Origin of the sequence: Lysobacter sp. TAF61 (assembly GCF_052113485.1) — a bacterium.
In the GTDB taxonomy this organism is placed as follows: Bacteria; Pseudomonadota; Gammaproteobacteria; order Xanthomonadales; family Xanthomonadaceae; genus Lysobacter_J.
Genome location: NZ_JBFRDH010000007.1, coordinates 47,416 through 64,437 on the forward strand (window position 1 = coordinate 47,416; position 17,022 = coordinate 64,437).

A 17,022-nucleotide genomic window follows, 5' to 3' on the forward strand; every position below is an offset into this window, starting at 1 on the left:
CCTGATCCGGCGCCGCAAGAACGGTGCCACATCCCCCCACGGAGACCGTCATGAACGCCATTTATTCCGCCCCGACCTCGCTGTCCGCCTCCCTGCCGTCGATCCTGGAGGCCCCCTTCCAGGGTTCCGGCCGCCGCCACAACATCAATGGCTTCGACCTGCGCAGCGCCGATGTCGACCGTTTCAATGGCCTGCTCACCCGCCTGGGCCGGACCCAGACTCCGCTGGACGTCGACCAGCTGGCCAGCGCAGCGCGCGAATTGTGCGACCGCAGCACCCACGACTTCTCGCCGCCGAGCATCCGCCAGCGCCTGCGCCGGATCGCCACGGTCGAGCAGATGGTCGGCGACCCGCAGTGGCAGCCAGCCAACGATTCGGCCGATGCCGCCCAGATGATCGTCGACTACGCCCGCAGCCGTGACGACCTGATTCCGGACTGGCTGCCCAAGGTCGGCCGCCTCGACGATGCCATCGTCGTCGATACCGCATGGCCGCGCCTGGTCGCCGAGGTCGAGGACTACCTCGACTACGTCCGCCTGCGCAGCACGGAAGCCCAGCGTCGCGGCTGCAACGTCGCCGGCTTCGAGTTCAGCCGCCAGGACTGGGAACAGGCGCGCTTTGAAGAAGCTGTCTACGCCGAACACGAGCGCCAGATCCGCGAGAGCAGCTACCTGCCCGGTTCAGTGTCCATGTTCCGGGTGCATTGAGAGCGCAACGGAAGAGGCCGCCGCAAGGCGGCCTCTCGCGTTCAGCGCGCTGCGTCATCGGTCAGGGTCACCATCGACCGGCGACATCACCTGGAAGCGGGCGCATCATGACGGTCCCGGCTCGCACATCGCCGGCCCAGCGCGAGCCCCAGACCCACCCGGCCGGATGCGAGGTGTGTCATGCGCCTGCACCATCCCACGCCCACTCCCGAACCCTTGCCGTTCGACCACATGTACAGCGGCATGGCGGCGCGACGCAGCACCGACGACTTGCCCCTGGCGGAAGCGGCGGTCGCCCAGTTCGACCAGTTGCTGCACGAGATCCATGCCGATGCCGCGCGCGTCAACGCCGACCGGCTGCAGCAGCTGTCGGCATGGCTGCTGAAGTTGCCGGCCGAGCATGCCCACGACGTCATCGACTCGCGCCTGCAGCGCGTGCACGAACTGCGCACGATGCTGGCCGACGAGGACTGGGACAGCGACGAGGCCACGCGCGCGCGGATCGGCAAGATGCTGGCCTACATCGACCGCGAGGACGACCTCATCGCCGACCGCACGCCGGTGCTCGGCCAGCTCGACGACGTGCTGCTGATCGAACTGGCCTGGCCGGCCTTTGCCGACGATGTCGAGGACTACCGCGACTACTGCGACTACTGCCGCATCGAGCACCCGGGCGGCCCGGCGCCGGACAAGCGCGCGGCCTGGGTCCGCGACCGCCTGGACGAGCTGGCGCTGTGGCAGCACATGCTGTGGGTGCGCGAGCAGCACTACGTGCCGTGGAATCTGCCAGCGCAACTGTTCCGGGTCAGTTGAGGGCCAGCTGCACGGCACGGCTCCTGCACGGCACGGCTGCTGCAAGGTGCGCATGCCGCACGGGGCACGGATGAGGCGGCGGGAGGCTGTCAAGGCTTGTACGCGCCGGCCGGACTGATAGGCTGGCCTGTGCCGCGCCGGTCGTGGTTCGACCGAGCCGCCCGACGTCCAGGACAGCATGACAGCACCCCGTTTCGTTCATCTCCACCTGCACAGCGAGTACTCCCTCGCCGACTCGACGATCCGCATCGCCGAGATGGTCAAACGCTGCGTGGCGCTGTCGCAGCCGGCGGTGGCGCTGACCGACCTGGACAACCTGTTCGCCACGGTCAAGTTCTACAAGGCGGCCGAAGGCGCCGGCATCAAGCCGATCATCGGCGCCGACGTGGGCCTGGCCGACGGCAACGAAACCGCCTCGCACATGACCCTGCTGTGCCGGGACCGCAACGGCTACCTGACGTTGTCGCGCCTGCTCAGCCGCGCCTGGATGGAAGGCCACCGCACCGACGGCGTCGCCCTGCGCCCGGAGTGGCTGCGCGAGGACAACGCGGGCCTGTTCGCCCTGGTCGGACGCCACAGCCTGGCCGGGCGCATGGCCGTGGGCGGCCGCCACGAACTGGCCGAAGCCTGGCTCGCCGACTGGCGCGGCTCGTTCGGCGAGCGCCTGCACCTGGAGCTGACCCGCACCGGTCGCGACGGCGAGGACGCGTTCAATTCTTTCGCCCTGCATGCGGCGTCGGCGCGCGGCATTCCGGTCATCGCCAGCAACGATGTGCGCTTCCTCGATCGCGATGGTTTCGAAGCGCACGAGGCGCGCGTGTGCATCGCCTCCGGCCGCGTCCTCGACGACCCCAAGCGGCCGAAGGACTACACCGAACAGCAGTACCTGAAGTCGTCGCAGGAGATGGCGCAGCTGTTCGCCGATGTGCCCGACGCGATCGACAATGCCGTCGCCCTGGCCACCCGCTGCAACGTCGAGATGAAGCTCGGCGAATACGCGCTGCCGGCGTTCCCGGTGCCGAGCGAGCACACCATCGAATCGTGGCTGCGCAACAGCGCGCGCGAAGGCCTCGTCAAGCGCCTGGAGAAGGCGCCGCTAGCACCCGGCAAGACCCGCGAGGAGTACGACGAGCGCCTGGAGATCGAGCTCGGCGTCATCATCAAGATGGGGTTCCCGGGCTACTTCCTGATCGTGGCCGACTTCATCAACTGGGCCAAGGACCATGACATCCCGGTCGGTCCGGGCCGTGGTTCCGGTGCCGGCTCGCTGGTGGCGTGGGCGCTGGGCATCACCGACCTGGACCCGCTGCCGTACGACCTGCTGTTCGAGCGGTTCCTCAACCCCGAACGCGTGTCGATGCCCGACTTCGACATCGACTTCTGCATGGACCGCCGCGACGAGGTCATCGACTACGTCGCGCGCAAGTACGGCCGCGACCGCGTCAGCCAGATCATCACCTACGGCACCATGGCGGCCAAGGCCGTCGTGCGCGACTCCGGGCGCGTGCTTGGCCACCCGTACGGCTTCGTCGACGGCATCGCCAAGCTCATTCCAAACACGCTGGGCATCTGCCTCGACGATGCGCTGGGCGAATCGGAGGCGGCGAAGTCCGACAGCAACCTGATATCGCCCGAGCTGGTCCAGCGCTACCACGCCGAAGAGGACGTGCGCGACCTGCTCGACCTGGCGCGCAGCCTGGAGGACCTCACCCGCAACGCCGGCAAGCACGCCGGTGGCGTGGTGATCGCGCCGAGCCCGCTGAGCGACTTCTGCCCGCTGTTCGCCGAACACGACGGCGAAGGCCGCGGCAAGAGCCCGGTCACGCAGTTCGACAAGGACGACGTCGAAGCGGTCGGCCTGGTCAAGTTCGACTTCCTCGGCCTGCGCACGCTGACGATCATCGACTGGGCGGTGAAGGCGATCAACCAGCGCCGCGCCGCCGCCGGCGAGGCGATGCTCGACATCACCACGCTGCCGCTCGACGACAAGGCCAGCTACGAGCTGTTCGCGCGCGGCGACACGGTCGCGGTGTTCCAGTTCGAATCACGCGGCATGCGCGAACTGCTCAAGCGCGCGCGCCCCGATACCTTCGAGGACATCATCGCGCTGGCCGCGCTGTTCCGTCCCGGCCCGCTGGGCTCGGGGATGGACCGCGAGTGGGTCGACCGCAAGCATGGCAACACCGAAGTCTCCTACCCGCACGAATCGCTGGAACCGGTACTGTCGCCGACCTACGGCGTCATCGTGTACCAGGAACAGGTGATGCAGATCGCCCAGGTGCTGGCGGGCTACACGCTCGGCGGCGCCGACATGCTGCGTCGCGCGATGGGCAAGAAGAAGCCCGAGGAGATGGCCAAGGAGCGCGCCAAGTTCGAGGCCGGCTGCGCCGAGCGCGGCATCGCCGCGCGCCAGGCCAGCCCGATCTTCGACCTGATGGAGAAGTTCGCCGAGTACGGCTTCAACAAGTCGCACTCGGCCGCCTATGCGCTGGTGGCCTACCAGACCGCCTGGCTGAAGGTGCACTACCCGTCCGAGTTCATGGCCGCGGTGCTGTCGTCGGACATGGACAACACCGACAAGGTCACCTCCTTCCTCGACGAGTGCCGGGTGATGGGACTGACCGTGCTGCGCCCGGATGTCGACGAGTCGGCGTACATGTTCGAGGCCAAGGACGCGACCACGATCCGTTATGGCATCGGCGCGGTGAAGGGCGTCGGCCGCGGCGCCTGCGAAGCCATCGTGGAGGCGCGCCGCGCAGGACCGTTCGCGGACCTGCTCGACTTCGCCAAGCGCGTCGACAGCGGCAAGCTCAACCGCCGCGCGCTCGAGGCGCTGACCCAGGCCGGCGCGCTCGACAATCTCGGCAAGAACCGCGCAAGCCTGATGCTGCAGCTGCCCGAGGTGCTCAAGGCCACCGACCAGCTGGCGCGCGAGCGCGAGGCCGGCCAGGTGTCGCTGTTCGGCGGCTTCGACACCGCCGCTCCGGCGCTGCACATCGACCTGCCCGAGACCGACGAGTGGCCGCTGACGCAGATCCTCAACGGCGAACGCGACACGCTTGGCCACTACCTCAGTGGACACCCCTTCGATCCATATCGCGATGAAGTGCGTGCGCTCATCGGCAACGACCTCGCTGGCCTGGAGAAGATCTGGGAGAACCGGCCCGAGCCCGCACGCGGCAGCTGGCGCCAGGAAGTGGAGACGGTCGTCGCCGGCCAGGTCGTGGGCCTGCGCAAGAAGGGCGACAGCCAGATGTTCGTGCAGATCGAGGACGGCCGCGGCCGCATCGAATGCGCCTTCTTCAACGAGACCTACAGCGAGTTCGCGCAACTGCTGGTGCGCGACCGCCTGCTGGTGATCCAGGGCAACCTGCGCGAGGACACCTTCAGCGGCGGCTTCGCCTTGCGTGCGGGACGCTGCTGGGATTACGAGCAGGTCTGCACGCGCAACGCGCAGCGCTTGTCGCTGCGGCTGGACCTGCGCGAACCCGGGACGTGGCAGCGCGTCGATACGGTACTGGCCGGCAACCGCCCGGGGCAGACGCCTATCCGCCTCGACCTGCTGGTGCGCAAGGGCAGCGCCGGCATGCTCGATCTCAACGGCACGCAGTCGGTGCGGATCGATGCGGAGCTGGCGTCGAAGCTGCGGGCGACGCCGGGGGTAAGGGCGGTGAAGGTGACGCTGGCCAAGCCCTGGTCGAACTGACGAGTCCATCGGTCACGAGTCCAGCGTCACCCCCTCCAACACCGTTCGCCCTTCGACTTCGGCCCTTTGGGCCTACGCTCAGGACGAACGGTGGATGGTCACAGGTTCAGCACAACCTTCCAGCCGCGACGCGCCTGCTCCATCCGGATGACAACCAGCTGCATCTGCGGGTCGTAGCTCCAGTCCGCAATCGATTGCCCGTCGCGTCGAAGCGCCGACGGCTTGCGCGCCACTCCATACACCGTCACCTCCACATCGCCCCACCACGGCGCAAAGCCATCTTGTTCGATGCGCGACGTCAGCACCACGCCACGCTTCGACACCTCGCACCCGTACGCGACGCGCAGCAGCTTCCCCGTCTTGTAGGCCTGGCTCTCGCCATCGTCCTGGTACAGCGAACCGCTGCATTCGCCACCGGCCTTGGGCAGATACACCTGCAACTGCAACGGCCCGGCCGGCTTCTCGCCGGTGTGCTGCACCACCGCCTGCATCGGCACGATCGCGCCAGCGCGCGCGTAAAGCGGCACGCCGGACGGACGCGGATCGAGCCTGATCGGATCCTTCTGCGCAACCTGGCGTCGTGATGTCCCGAACTCGAACCACTCTCCGGGCGGCAGCACGATCTGCTGCGCATCGAGCCGCCCGTCGCAGACCGGCGCGACGAACAGGTCCGGCCCGAACAGGAAGTCGCGGTCGTTGCCGTAGAACGCTTCGGCCTGCGGGTACTGCAGGAACACCGGCCGCATGATCGGCAGGCCGCTGCGCGAGTTCTCCTCGGCCACGGTGTACAGGTACGGCATCAGCCGGTAGCGCAGCTCGATGGCCTCGCGACGCAGCGCCTCATGCTGCGGTCCATCGACCCAGGCCTCATGCGGGCGGGTGTCGGTCGCGGCGTGGTTGCGAAACACCGGGTTGAACGCGCCAAGCTGGTACCAGCGCGTCAACAGGTCCGGCGGCGGCGAACCGATGAAACCGCCGACGTCATCGCCGGCCAGCGCCATGCCCGACAGCCCAAGGCTCAGCAGGTTCGGCGTGCTCTGTGCCAGGTGGTGCCAAGTGGCGGAGTTGTCGCCTGTCCATGTGGCCGCATAGCGCTGCGTGCCGGCGTAGGCCGCGCGCGTCAGGACGAACGGGCGCTGCTCCGGCTGCAACTTCAACAGCCCTTCGTACGTCGCGCGCGCATTGAGCATGCCGTAGACGTTATGGATGGCGCGGTGGTCACGCTGGCTGCCGTCGTCCAGGCGATGGACTGCATCAGGCGACATCGTATTGCCTGGCACGTTGAACACCGATGGCTCGTTCATGTCGTTCCAGTAGCCGGCCGCACCCATTGCGGTGAAGTCGCGGTACAACCCGCCCCACCAGTCGCGCACGCGCGACAGGGTGAAATCCGGGAACACCGCATCGCCCGGCCACACCGGGCCGATGTAAAGGGAACCGTCCGGATTGCGGATGAAGGCATCGGCGGCCAGGCCCGAGTCGAACGGTGCATAGCCCGTGCCCGGTGCGTGCTTGATGTGCAGGTCGGTGATCAGCACCGTGCGCAACCCCTGCGCGCGCAGATCGGCGATCATCTGCTCGAAGTGCGGGAACTGCTTGCGATCGACCGTGAACGGCGCATAGCCCTGCTGGTAGTCGATATCCAGGTAGATCGCGTCGGCGGGGATACGGTGTTCGCGCAACTGCGCGGCAACCTCGCGGACCTTGCTCTCCGGGTTGTAGCTGTAGCGCGACTGCTGGAAGCCCAGCGCCCACATCGGTGGCAGCGGCGTGCGTCCGGTCAGCGCCGTGTAACGCTGGAGCACGCGCGCCGGTTGTGGGCCGGCGATGAAGTAGTAGTCGAGCGCGCCGCCTTCGGCGCCGAACGAGAAGTAGTCCTCCGACTCCTTGCCGAAGTCGAAACTGCTGCGCGCGGTGTTGTCGAAGAACACGCCGTACGCGGTGCCGGCGCGCAGGCCGATGAAGAACGGGATCGATTTGTAGAGCGGGTCGCTGCTGCCCTGCCAGCCGTAGGCGTCGGAGTTCCACAGGGTGAAGGCGCGACCGCGGCGGTCGAGCGGGCCGGCCTTGTCGCCCAGGCCGTAGTAGTGCTCGTCGGCCGGCATCGTCTTCCAGCTGCGCACGCGTGGGCCGTGCGGGCTGTCGGACCACGCCATCGGCATCTGCTGCGAATCGGAAAGCAGGACGTGACCGGCGCGATCGGCGAACTCCACCCGCAGCGGCCGCTTGCGGACGATGGCGACGGCATCGCCGGCGGTGACGGTGACCGCATCGGCCGTATCGGCGACCGCGACTGACGCAGGCGCCGCAGCGGCCACGACCGCCCATGAGGGCAGCGGATCGAAGCGTCCGTCCGGCGCCAGCGTGACCCGGAAGACACCCTCGCCCACCGCGGTGACACGCAGCTGCGCCGGACCGGAGGCGACGATCACGCCGTCGGCCCGCGGCTCGACCCGCTCGACCGCACCGACATGCCGCCAGCCCTGGGCGGCCACCGGCGCGATGCCGGTCATCGCGCACGCCATCGCCGCCAGGGCGGCCCACCCACGTCCCTTCATCATGGTTCTCACGACTCGCCTGTCCCGCTCCAGCGCGGCAGAGCGATTCAAGCATGTCCCCGCCGCGGCCCGGGGCCGCGAGGCCATGAATACGACTTCAATACCCGGCCGAACCTGGCCGATTGCCGCACCGCCACACGTCTCGGTACGGTCGCCCCGCCTCGGCTAGACTGTCGGCTTTCCGGCCAACGGCCCCCGCATGAACCCGAACTACCTCGATTTCGAGCAGCCCATCGCCGACCTGGAAGCCAAGATCCAGGAGTTGCGCCACGCCAGCAATGCCCCGGCCGTGGACGTGGATGCCGAAGTACATGCGCTGCAGGACAAGCTGCGCATCCGCACCGCCCAGATTTTCCGCGACCTGACCCCCTGGCAGGTCTCGCAGCTGGCCCGCCACCCGGCGCGCCCGTACACCAACGACTACATCCGCATCATCTGCGACGAGTTCCAGGAACTTGCCGGCGACCGCGCCTTCTCCGACGACGCCGCCATCGTCGGCGGCCTGGGCCGCATCAATGGCCGCAGCGTCGTCATCATCGGCCACCAGAAGGGCCGCGACACCAAGAGCAAGATCAAGCGCAACTTCGGCATGCCGCGTCCGGAGGGCTACCGCAAGGCGCTGCGCCTGATGAAGCTGGCCGAGCGCTTCAGGCTGCCGCTGCTGACCTTCATCGACACCCCCGGTGCCTACCCCGGCGTGGGCGCCGAAGAGCGCGGCCAGTCCGAAGCCATCGCCCGCAACCTGCTGGAGATGAGCGAGCTGAAGGTGCCGGTGATCTGCACCGTGATCGGCGAAGGCGGCTCCGGCGGCGCGCTGGCGATTGGCGTAGGCGACCGCACGCTGATGCTGGAGTACAGCACCTACTCGGTGATCTCGCCGGAAGGTTGCGCCTCGATCCTGTGGAAGTCGGCCGACAAGGCCAAGGACGCCGCCGAACAGCTCGGCCTGACCGCCAAGCGCCTGCTCGGCCTGGGCCTGATCGACAAGGTCGTGCGCGAGCCGATCGGTGGTGCGCACCGCAACCCGCGGCAGATGGCCACGCGCCTGAAGGCCGTGCTGCTCAACGAACTCGACACGCTCGAGGCGCTGTCGACGCAGGACCTGCTCGACCGCCGTTACCGTCGCCTGCGCAGTTACGGCGCATACGAAGCGGCCTGATCGAAAGCCTGATCAAAGCGGCCTGATCGTGTTGGCGCGACCTTCACCGGAGCCGGCTTGCCGGCTCCCGTGAACACCTCACCACGCGCGCAGGTATTGCTCCGGCGCGTGCAGCTCGGCTTCCAGCTCGCGCGCGGCGCGGCGCGGGAAATACGGGTCACGCAGCAATTCGCGCGCAAGCAGCACGACATCGGCATCGCCGCGTTCGATCACCGTCTCGGCATGCCCCGCTTCGGTGATCAGACCCACCGCGCCCGTCGCAATGCCCGCTTCGCGGCGGATGCGCGCCGAGAACGGCACCTGGTAGCCCGGTTCCAGCGGAATCTTCGCGCCGTGCACGAGGCCACCGCTGGACACATCAACCAGGTCGACACCGCGCGTGGATGCGATCCGCGCCAGCTCGATGCTCTGTTCGACATCCCAGCCGCCTTCGGCCCAGTCGGTGGCGGAAATGCGCAGCCATAGCGGCAACCGCTCCGGCCAGACCTTGCGCACCGCATCGAGCACTTCCAGCAGCAGGCGCGTGCGGTTTTCGAAACTGCCGCCGTAGGCGTCGTCGCGCCGGTTCGACAGCGGCGACAGGAACTGGTGCAGCAGGTAGCCATGCGCGGCATGCAGTTCGATCAGGCGGAAGCCGGCGGCGTGCGCGCGCCACGCGGCCGAGGCGAAGTCGTCGACGAGGTTGTGCAACTGCGCTTCATCCAGCGCGCGCGGCACCGGCGAGGTTTCGCTGAACGCAATCGCCGAGGGTGCAACCGGCGACCAGCCGCCATCGGCTTGGCTCACGGCAATGCCGCCCAGCCACGGCGGCGCCGTGCTGGCCTTGCGACCGGCGTGGGCGAGCTGGATGCCCGGCACGGCGCCCTGGCAGGCCATGAAGCGGGCGATGCGTGCCCAGGCTTCGGCCTGGCGGTCGTTCCAGATGCCGGTGTCTGCCGGCGAGATGCGGCCTTCGGCCGCGACCGCGCTGGCCTCGGCGATGATCGCGCCCGCGCCGCCCACTGCGCGGCTGCCCAGGTGCACCAGGTGCCAGTCATTGGGGACGCCGTCGACCGCCGAGTACTGGCACATCGGCGCGACCACCAGGCGGTTGCGCAGGGTCAGCGAACGTTGCTCGAAAGGGTCGAATAACCGGGCCAAAACCGTCTCTCCATGTGTCTGGGTGAGTAGATGGTGCGTCCGCGGCGGCGGCCCGCCCAGCCCCAACGATGGGTTGCTGCATTCCACCGCCGTGGCACCATCGGCAGATGCCACCCGCAACCCCGCCAGCGCTGCCCCACGCGCTCCACGACCTGCCTGCCGCGCCGCTGTGCGTGGGCTACAGCGGCGGCCTGGACTCCAGCGTGCTGCTGCACCTGCTGGCGAACACGTCCGGCGCCATCCCGCTGCGCGCCCTGCACGTGCACCACGGCCTGCATCCGCACGCAGATGCCTGGGCCGAGCACTGCGCGCGGACGTGCGCAGCGCTGGAGGTTGCACTGACCGTGGTGCGGGTGAGCGTGGTCGCTGATGGCGACGGCCCCGAGGCCGCTGCGCGCGCCGCCCGGCATCGTGCGTTCGCCGACGCGCTTGCGCCCGCCGAAGTGCTGGCGCTGGCCCATCACCGTGACGACCAGGCCGAGACGCTGCTGCTGCGCGCACTGCGCGGCTCGGGCAGCGACGGCCTGGCGGCGATGCGTCGTTGGCGGCAGTTCGGCGCTGGCCGGCTGTGGCGGCCGCTGCTCGACCACGGCCGCGCCGACCTGCTGGCCTACGCGCGTGCAAACGGGCTGGACTGGATCGACGACCCCAGCAACGCCGACACCGCGTTCGACCGCAACTTCCTGCGCCAGCGCGTGATGCCGTTGTTGCGCGAACGCTGGCCGCACGCCGATGCGGCGCTGGCGCAATCGGCGGGCCTGTCGGCGCAGGCGCGGGACCTGCTCGAGGAAGGCGACGCACAGGCGCTGGCGGCTGCCGCCACCGCCGACCCGCACTGTCTCTCGCGCCGTCGCCTGCTGGCGATGCCGGCCGCGCGCCGCGCGCGCGTGCTGCGGCGCTGGATCGCCGGACTCGCCCTGCCCGCCTTGCCCGCCCAGGGTGTCGCCCGCATCGAGGCCGACGTGCTCGCGGCAGACGAGGACGCCGAGGCCGAATTCGCCTGGCGTGGCGTGGCGGTGCGCAGCTGGCGCGACCTGCTGCATGCCGGTCCGATCCGCCCGCGCTTGCCCGGACACTGGCGCAGCCCGTGGAACGGCGACACCCCACTGGCGCTGCCGCACGGCGGGCAACTGCGACTGGAGGGCGCCGTGGCGCTGGCCGCAGGGGTGGTGGTGCACGCCCGCCAGGGCGGCGAACGCATCGTCCAGCCCGGGCGCACCCATTCGCATGCACTCAAGCACGTGCTGCAGGACCTGGGCGTGCCGCCGTGGCTGCGCGAGCGGCTGCCGTTGCTCAGCGACGCCGATGGCCACTTGCTGGCCATCGCCGACCTGGCCTATTCGGCACCGTTCGATGCCTGGCTGCGCCAGCACGGGGCGCGGCTGGCCTGGGACGACGCCTGATCGCACCGCGGCTGCGCGGAGCGCGGCTGCGGGAATGGCGATCGCATGAACCGCGACGCATTGCCTACTGACCCGCTGCGGCAATTGACCCCCGCCGGGCGCGGTCGCAAACTTCGCCCATGTCGCGAAAAACCGCCAATGAAGCCGCTTCCTCCGCCTCGCCTGTCAGCGATTTCGAACAATCGCTGGATGCGCTCGAACAACTGGTCGAGAAGATGGAACACGGCGAGATGAGCCTGGAGGACTCGCTGGCTGCCTACGAGCGCGGCGTCGGCCTCTACCGCCGCTGCCAGAGTGCGCTGGAGCAGGCCGAACTGCGCGTGCGCCTGCTCAGCGACCCGCAGAACCCGGCCGCGGCCGAGAACTTCGCCGCACTGTCGCCCCAGTCGCCCAACGATGCCTGACGTCAGTGATGTCTGACCTGGCCGGCTGGCGCGAACGCGCCGACGCGGCGCTCGCCCGAGTCCTGCCCGACCCTTCGCTGCCACCGCATCGGCTGCATGCGGCCATGCGCCACGCCGTGCTGCTGGGCGGCAAGCGCATGCGGCCGCTGCTGGTGTACGCCAGCGGCGCGGCGCTGGGTGCCGGGGCGGACGCCCTGGACGCACCCGCGGCCGCAGTCGAACTGATCCACGCCTATTCGCTGGTGCACGATGACTTGCCGGCGATGGACGACGACGCCCTGCGCCGCGGCCAGCCGACCGTGCACGTCGCCTTCGACGAGGCCACCGCAGTACTGGCTGGCGACGCACTGCAATCGCTGGCCTTCGAAGTCCTGGCTGATGCCCCGGTATCGGATGCCGTCCGGGTCGCGTTGCTGCGTACGCTGGCGACGGCCTCCGGCGCCGCCGGCATGTGCGGCGGCCAGGCTCTCGACCTGGCTGCCACCGGCAACGGCGCCACGGTATCGGTGGCTGATCTCGAAACGCTGCACGCACTCAAGACCGGGGCGCTGATCCGTGCCGCGGTGCGCATGGGTGCACTGTGCGGCGGCGCATCGGCGAGCGAGTTGGACGACCTCGACCGCTATGCCGATGCACTCGGCCTGGCGTTCCAGGTGCGCGACGACATCCTCGACATCGAAGGCGACAGCGCCACCCTCGGCAAGACCGCGGGCAAGGACGTGGCGCAGGACAAGGCAACCTTCCCGGCGTTGATCGGCCTGGAGGCTTCGCGTGCACGATTGCAGGAGCTCGGCGCGGCGATGACGGCGGCATTGGCGCCGTTCGGTGCGCGTGCCGATGCGCTGGCGGCGTTGGGCCGGCTCGCGATCGAGCGCGATCGCTGATCAGCGCGTGACAACCCGGGCGCGGCGATCGGCCGCACCCGGTTGCAGGCCTTACTTCACCAGGCGCAGCGTGAAGGGATAACGGTAGCTGACGCCCTCGTTCGACTTCACCGCGGCAATGATGGTGAACACCAGCCATGCCACGCCGACGACCAGCCAGGCCGGGATCGCGATCAGGAAGCCGATGCCCAGGGTGATGAACACCAGCACCCACAGGGCGAAGAACACGATCGCCACGGTGATGTTGTAGTTCAGCGCTTCCTTGGCCTGGTCTTCGACGAAGGGCATGGTGTCCTTCTTGATCAGCCAGATGATCAGCGGTCCCAGGAACGTGCCCCAGCCGCCGATTCCGGAGGTGAGCACGGCGCCGGCAATGGCCGACAGGTGCGCGAACATCGCCCACTGACGCTGCTCGGCCGATATGCCGCCCAGGTTGCTTTCCGGCGGCGGCGGGGGCGCGGAGTACGGGCTCGGATCGTTCGGGTTTTCGCTCATGAGTCTGCTCCCTTGACTGTTAAGGCCACTTTCCACTCGCGGCAGTGACAGGTCAAGCGCGCCCCTGCCCCTCGCCCTGAGCCGGGCGAGGGGGTAGCGCTCACTCCTGGGTTTCGCCGGCCACCGTCATCCGCCCGACCAGGATCGAGCCGGTGCGCAGGTGCGAGCGCGGGTCGACGTCGCTGCCGACGGCCTCGATCGCGGTGAACATGGATTTCAGGTTGCCGGCCACGGTAATCCCGTCGACCGGGTACTGGATCTGGCCGTTCTCGATCCAGAATCCGGCGGCGCCGCGCGAGTAGTCGCCGGTGACGGTGTTCACGCCCTGCCCCATCAACTCGGTGACCAGCAGGCCGCGGCCCATCCCGGCCAGCATGGCGTCGAGGTCGCCGGCGTTGGCCTCGACCTGGAGGTTGTGCACGCCGCCGGCATTGGCGGTGGTCTGCAGGCCGAGCTTGCGCGCCGAGTAGCTGCCCAGGATGTAGCGCTGGAGCACGCCGCCGGTGACCAGCGGCGACTCGCGCGTGGCCACGCCCTCGGCATCGAACGAGCACGAGCGGAAGCCACGCTCCAGGAACGGCAGCTCATCGATCGCGAACCAGTCCGGGAACAACTGCGTGCCGACCGAATCGACCAGGAAGCTGGCGCGGCGGTACAGCGCGCCACCGGAGACGGCGCCGAGCAGGTGCCCGATCAGCGAGCGCCCCATCTCGGCGGCGAACAGCACCGGGTACTCGCCCGTCGCGATCTGCCGCGGCTGCAGGCGCGAGGCGGCGCGCTGGGCGGCCTTGCGACCGATGGTGGCGGCAGACTCCAGATCGTCGGCCGACAAGCCGATGCTGTACCAGCCATCGCGCTGCATCGCGTCGCCGCGACCGGCGATCAGCGCGCAGCCCAGGCTGTGCTGGGTGCTGCGTTCGCGGCCGATGAAGCCGTGCGAATTGGCATAGACGCTGATGCTCTCGCCGGTGCCGACCGAGGCGCCGTCGGAATTCTCGATGCGCGCATCCGACTCCCGCCCCGCCTGCTCGCAGGCCAGGGCCAGGTCGATGGCGCGGTCGGCGTCGATCACCCACGGGTGCCAGGAATCGAACTCGCGCAGGTCGCGCGCCATCAGCGCGGCATCGGCCAGACCTGCGGCGGCATCGTCCTCGGTGTGGCGGGCGATCGCGCAGGCCTGCTCGACAGTGGCGCCGAGGCTTTCCTCGCGCAGGTCGGCGGTGCTGGCACTGCCCTTGCGCTGGCCGAAGTAGACGGTGACGGCGATGCCGCGGTCGCGGGTGGATTCGACCGTCTCGACCTCGCCCATGCGGACATTGACGTTGAGCCCGGATTCTTCCGAGCACGACACCTCGGCCTGGGTGGCGCCGGCGGCGCGGCAGCGCTCCAGCAGGCGCTGGGACACCTCCGCCAGGGACTCCAGGCGGGCATGGCTGTCGCCGAGGGAGGCGGCGTATTGGGGAGTCAGTTCGTTCAATGGCTTATCCTTGTGGCCTGCCGTTCCGCGGGCCTGGGCCCGGGAACCTGTTTTTGCCCTCCGCGGCGCTGACGACTGCGCGCGGAGAGATGTATCGATATCCAGGAAGAAGTGTCATGCGTGGTAGAGACGAAGAATCCGGCGAGTTCCTCAGCCCAAGCCGCAGCCAGAACCGGCGCGAGGCGCTGGAGGTACTGGCGCTGGGCGAGAAGCTGGTGGCGCTGACCGAGGCGCAGCTGGCCAAGCTGCCCGTGCCCGACTCGCTGCTGCCGCATATCCGCGAGTGCAAGCGCATCACCGCCAACATCGCCCACAAGCGCCAGCTGGCGTTCCTGGCCAAGCAGATGCGGCGCGAGGACGACGAAATCCTCAATGCCCTGCGCGACGCCCTCGACGAGAACGGCGAAGCAGCGCGGCGCGAAATCGCCGCCATGCACCGCGTCGAAGCCTGGCGCGAGCGCCTGATCGCCGACGGCGACACCGCGCTGGCGCAACTGCTCGACGAATACCCGACGGCCGACCGCCAGCGCCTGCGGCAACTGGTGCGCAACGCCATCGACGAGCGCAACCGCAACAAGCCGCCGCAGTCGTTCCGCGAACTGTACCGGGAGCTGCGCGGCGTGATCCTCGGCGCAGCCGACACCGGCGACGACGAGTCCGACGACGAATAGCCCCCCGCCGGCATCATCACGCCTGCGTGCCGCCCACCGTCAGTTGGTCGATCAGCAGCGACGGCTGGCCGACGCCGACCGGTACGCTCTGGCCGTCCTTGCCGCACACGCCCACGCCTTCATCGAGGGCGAGGTCGTGGCCGATCATCTTCACCCGCTGCATCGTCTCCGGGCCGTTGCCGATCAGCGTGGCGCCCTTCACCGGCGCGGTGATCTTTCCGTCCTCGATCAGGTACGCCTCGGTCGCCGAGAACACGTACTTGCCGCTGGTGATGTCGACCTGGCCGCCGCCGAAATTGACCGCGTACAGGCCCTTCTTGACCGAGCGGATCATCTCTTCCGGATCGTGCTGCCCGGCCAGCATGTAGGTGTTGGTCATGCGCGGCATCGGCAGGTGCGCGAACGATTCGCGGCGGCCGTTGCCGGTCGGCGCCATGCCCATCAGGCGCGCGTTGAGCGTGTCCTGCATGTAACCGACCAGGACGCCGTCCTCGATCAGCGTGGTGCAGTTGGTCGGCGTGCCTTCGTCGTCGACGTTGAGCGAGCCGCGCCGTCCCGGCAAGGTGCCGTCATCGACGATGGTCACGCCCGGTGAGGCGACGCGCTGGCCCATGCGGCCGGCATAGGTCGAGGTACCCTTGCGGTTGAAGTCGCCCTCCAGGCCGTGGCCGACGGCTTCGTGCAGCAGCACGCCGGGCCAGCCACTGCCAAGCACCACCGGCATGATGCCGGCCGGCGCATCGATCGCATCCAGGTTCACCAGCGCCTGGCGCAGCGCTTCGCGAGCCAGCTGTTCGGGCTTGTCGCCATCGAGCAGCTCGGCGTAGCTGTAACGGCCACCACCACCGGCGTAGCCGCTCTCGCGACGGCCTTTGTGTTCGACGATCACCTGCACGTTGAGGCGCACCAGCGGGCGCACGTCGGCGGCAAGCACGCCGTCGCTGCGCGCTACCAGGATGGTGTCGACGCCACCGGCCAGGCTCACCATCACCTGCTGCACGCGCGGGTCGGCCGCGCGCAGCATGCGGTCGACGCGACGCAGCGCCTCGACCTTAGCTTCGTTGGCGTAACCGTCGATCGGATCTTCGGGCACGTAGAGTTCACGACCGCCGCCGCGCACCAGCGCATGCGGCGCCTGGGTCGAACCGTCGCGGGCGATGGCGCGCGCCGATTTCGACGCGGCCAGCAACGCCTGCGTGTTGATCTCGTCGGAATAGGCAAAGCCGGTCTTTTCGCCGCTGATCGCGCGCACACCCACGCCCTGCTCGATCGAATGCGCGCCGTCCTTGACGATGCCGTCCTCGACCGTCCAGCTCTCGCGGCGGGCGTGCTGGAAATACAGGTCGCCGAAGTCAATGCCAGGTCCGAGCAGGGTGCCGAAAGTGCGCTCAAGGCCACCGGCGTCGAGCCCGGAGGGCAGGAGCAGGCGGGTTTCGGCGATCTGGATGGGCAGGGTCATCGTGTCGGGGGGCTCGCGGGCTGTGGAATGAGAGGTGGAAAAAGCAGTTATACGCTGCACTAGATGCGGGCGAAGTGGTCGCCTTCCAAGGCTGCGGCGCCGGGGCCGCGGGCTCCGGAGGGCGCCGGCAGTGCGAACGGCACCGC

General features: G+C 69.0%; 13 protein-coding genes. 8 read left to right on the forward strand and 5 right to left on the reverse strand.

Annotated elements, in window-relative coordinates; all coding sequences use genetic code 11:
• The first annotated feature begins 50 nt into the window (after positions 1-50).
• The 3 genes from AB4Y64_RS15510 (at position 51) to dnaE (ending at position 5,226) form a co-directional block, all read left to right on the forward strand.
• Positions 51-707 (forward strand): hypothetical protein, encoded by a 657-nt coding sequence (locus AB4Y64_RS15510; protein ID WP_441817364.1) that lies wholly within the window; start codon positions 51-53, stop codon positions 705-707.
• A gap of 180 nt (positions 708-887) precedes the next feature.
• Positions 888-1,520 carry a hypothetical protein gene (locus AB4Y64_RS15515; protein WP_441817365.1) on the forward strand — a complete coding sequence of 211 codons (633 nt, stop codon included), beginning with the start codon at positions 888-890 and terminating at the stop codon, positions 1,518-1,520.
• A gap of 178 nt (positions 1,521-1,698) precedes the next feature.
• Positions 1,699-5,226, forward strand: a complete 3,528-nt coding sequence (gene dnaE / locus AB4Y64_RS15520) for a DNA polymerase III subunit alpha (RefSeq protein ID WP_441817366.1) — start codon at positions 1,699-1,701, stop codon at positions 5,224-5,226.
• A 98-nt stretch (positions 5,227-5,324) separates the two neighbouring features.
• On the opposite strand, the gene AB4Y64_RS15525 is transcribed toward dnaE, so the two are convergent.
• Positions 5,325-7,784 carry a TIM-barrel domain-containing protein gene (locus AB4Y64_RS15525; protein ID WP_441817367.1) on the reverse strand — a complete coding sequence of 820 codons (2,460 nt, stop codon included), beginning with the start codon at positions 7,782-7,784 and terminating at the stop codon, positions 5,325-5,327.
• Between the two features lie 199 nt (positions 7,785-7,983).
• Between AB4Y64_RS15525 and AB4Y64_RS15530 the strand changes: the two genes are divergently transcribed.
• Positions 7,984-8,943, forward strand: a complete 960-nt coding sequence (locus AB4Y64_RS15530) for an acetyl-CoA carboxylase carboxyltransferase subunit alpha (RefSeq protein ID WP_441817368.1) — start codon at positions 7,984-7,986, stop codon at positions 8,941-8,943.
• 78 nt (positions 8,944-9,021) lie between these two features.
• Here the strand turns inward: AB4Y64_RS15530 and AB4Y64_RS15535 are convergent, their stop codons facing one another.
• Positions 9,022-10,083 (reverse strand): NADH:flavin oxidoreductase/NADH oxidase, encoded by a 1,062-nt coding sequence (locus AB4Y64_RS15535; protein ID WP_441817369.1) that lies wholly within the window; start codon positions 10,081-10,083, stop codon positions 9,022-9,024.
• Between the two features lie 107 nt (positions 10,084-10,190).
• Between AB4Y64_RS15535 and tilS the strand changes: the two genes are divergently transcribed.
• The 3 genes from tilS to ispA all read left to right on the forward strand — a co-directional run bounded on the left by tilS (position 10,191) and on the right by ispA (position 12,774).
• Entirely contained in the window at positions 10,191-11,486 is a 1,296-nt protein-coding gene (tilS, locus tag AB4Y64_RS15540) for a tRNA lysidine(34) synthetase TilS (RefSeq protein ID WP_441817370.1), read from the forward strand.
• Positions 11,487-11,605: 119 nt separating this feature from the next.
• Positions 11,606-11,890, forward strand: a complete 285-nt coding sequence (locus tag AB4Y64_RS15545; protein WP_441817371.1) for an exodeoxyribonuclease VII small subunit — start codon at positions 11,606-11,608, stop codon at positions 11,888-11,890.
• An 8-nt stretch (positions 11,891-11,898) separates the two neighbouring features.
• Positions 11,899-12,774, forward strand: coding sequence for a (2E,6E)-farnesyl diphosphate synthase (ispA, locus tag AB4Y64_RS15550; protein WP_441817372.1), 876 nt, complete (start codon positions 11,899-11,901; stop codon positions 12,772-12,774).
• A gap of 51 nt (positions 12,775-12,825) precedes the next feature.
• Here the strand turns inward: ispA and AB4Y64_RS15555 are convergent, their stop codons facing one another.
• The gene (locus AB4Y64_RS15555) at positions 12,826-13,269 is read right to left on the reverse strand and encodes a DUF4870 domain-containing protein (protein WP_441817373.1); all 444 of its coding nucleotides are present in this window, start codon (positions 13,267-13,269) and stop codon (positions 12,826-12,828) included.
• 100 nt (positions 13,270-13,369) lie between these two features.
• Positions 13,370-14,737 carry a metalloprotease PmbA gene (gene pmbA / locus AB4Y64_RS15560; RefSeq protein WP_441817552.1) on the reverse strand — a complete coding sequence of 456 codons (1,368 nt, stop codon included), beginning with the start codon at positions 14,735-14,737 and terminating at the stop codon, positions 13,370-13,372.
• 125 nt (positions 14,738-14,862) lie between these two features.
• Here pmbA and yjgA point away from each other — a divergent pair, with 125 nt between their 5' ends.
• Entirely contained in the window at positions 14,863-15,417 is a 555-nt protein-coding gene (yjgA, locus tag AB4Y64_RS15565) for a ribosome biogenesis factor YjgA (RefSeq protein ID WP_441817374.1), read from the forward strand.
• Positions 15,418-15,433: 16 nt separating this feature from the next.
• Here yjgA and tldD read toward each other — a convergent pair whose 3' ends face one another.
• Positions 15,434-16,876, reverse strand: a complete 1,443-nt coding sequence (tldD, locus tag AB4Y64_RS15570; protein WP_441817375.1) for a metalloprotease TldD — start codon at positions 16,874-16,876, stop codon at positions 15,434-15,436.
• Between the last annotated feature and the right edge of the window lie 146 nt (positions 16,877-17,022).

Excerpts from the sequence above, each read along its gene's own strand:
- AB4Y64_RS15525 (WP_441817367.1), bottom strand. The coding sequence starts at position 7,784 with ATGAAGGGACGTGGGTGGGCCGCCCTGGCGGCGATGGCGTGCGCGATG.
- ispA (WP_441817372.1), top strand. The coding sequence starts at position 11,899 with ATGTCTGACCTGGCCGGCTGGCGCGAACGCGCCGACGCGGCGCTCGCC.
- yjgA (WP_441817374.1), top strand. The coding sequence starts at position 14,863 with ATGCGTGGTAGAGACGAAGAATCCGGCGAGTTCCTCAGCCCAAGCCGC.
- AB4Y64_RS15545 (WP_441817371.1), top strand. The coding sequence starts at position 11,606 with ATGTCGCGAAAAACCGCCAATGAAGCCGCTTCCTCCGCCTCGCCTGTC.
- tilS (WP_441817370.1), top strand. The coding sequence starts at position 10,191 with ATGCCACCCGCAACCCCGCCAGCGCTGCCCCACGCGCTCCACGACCTG.
- dnaE (WP_441817366.1), top strand. The coding sequence starts at position 1,699 with ATGACAGCACCCCGTTTCGTTCATCTCCACCTGCACAGCGAGTACTCC.
- AB4Y64_RS15555 (WP_441817373.1), bottom strand. The coding sequence starts at position 13,269 with ATGAGCGAAAACCCGAACGATCCGAGCCCGTACTCCGCGCCCCCGCCG.
- tldD (WP_441817375.1), bottom strand. The coding sequence starts at position 16,876 with ATGACCCTGCCCATCCAGATCGCCGAAACCCGCCTGCTCCTGCCCTCC.
- AB4Y64_RS15530 (WP_441817368.1), top strand. The coding sequence starts at position 7,984 with ATGAACCCGAACTACCTCGATTTCGAGCAGCCCATCGCCGACCTGGAA.
- AB4Y64_RS15510 (WP_441817364.1), top strand. The coding sequence starts at position 51 with ATGAACGCCATTTATTCCGCCCCGACCTCGCTGTCCGCCTCCCTGCCG.
- AB4Y64_RS15515 (WP_441817365.1), top strand. The coding sequence starts at position 888 with ATGCGCCTGCACCATCCCACGCCCACTCCCGAACCCTTGCCGTTCGAC.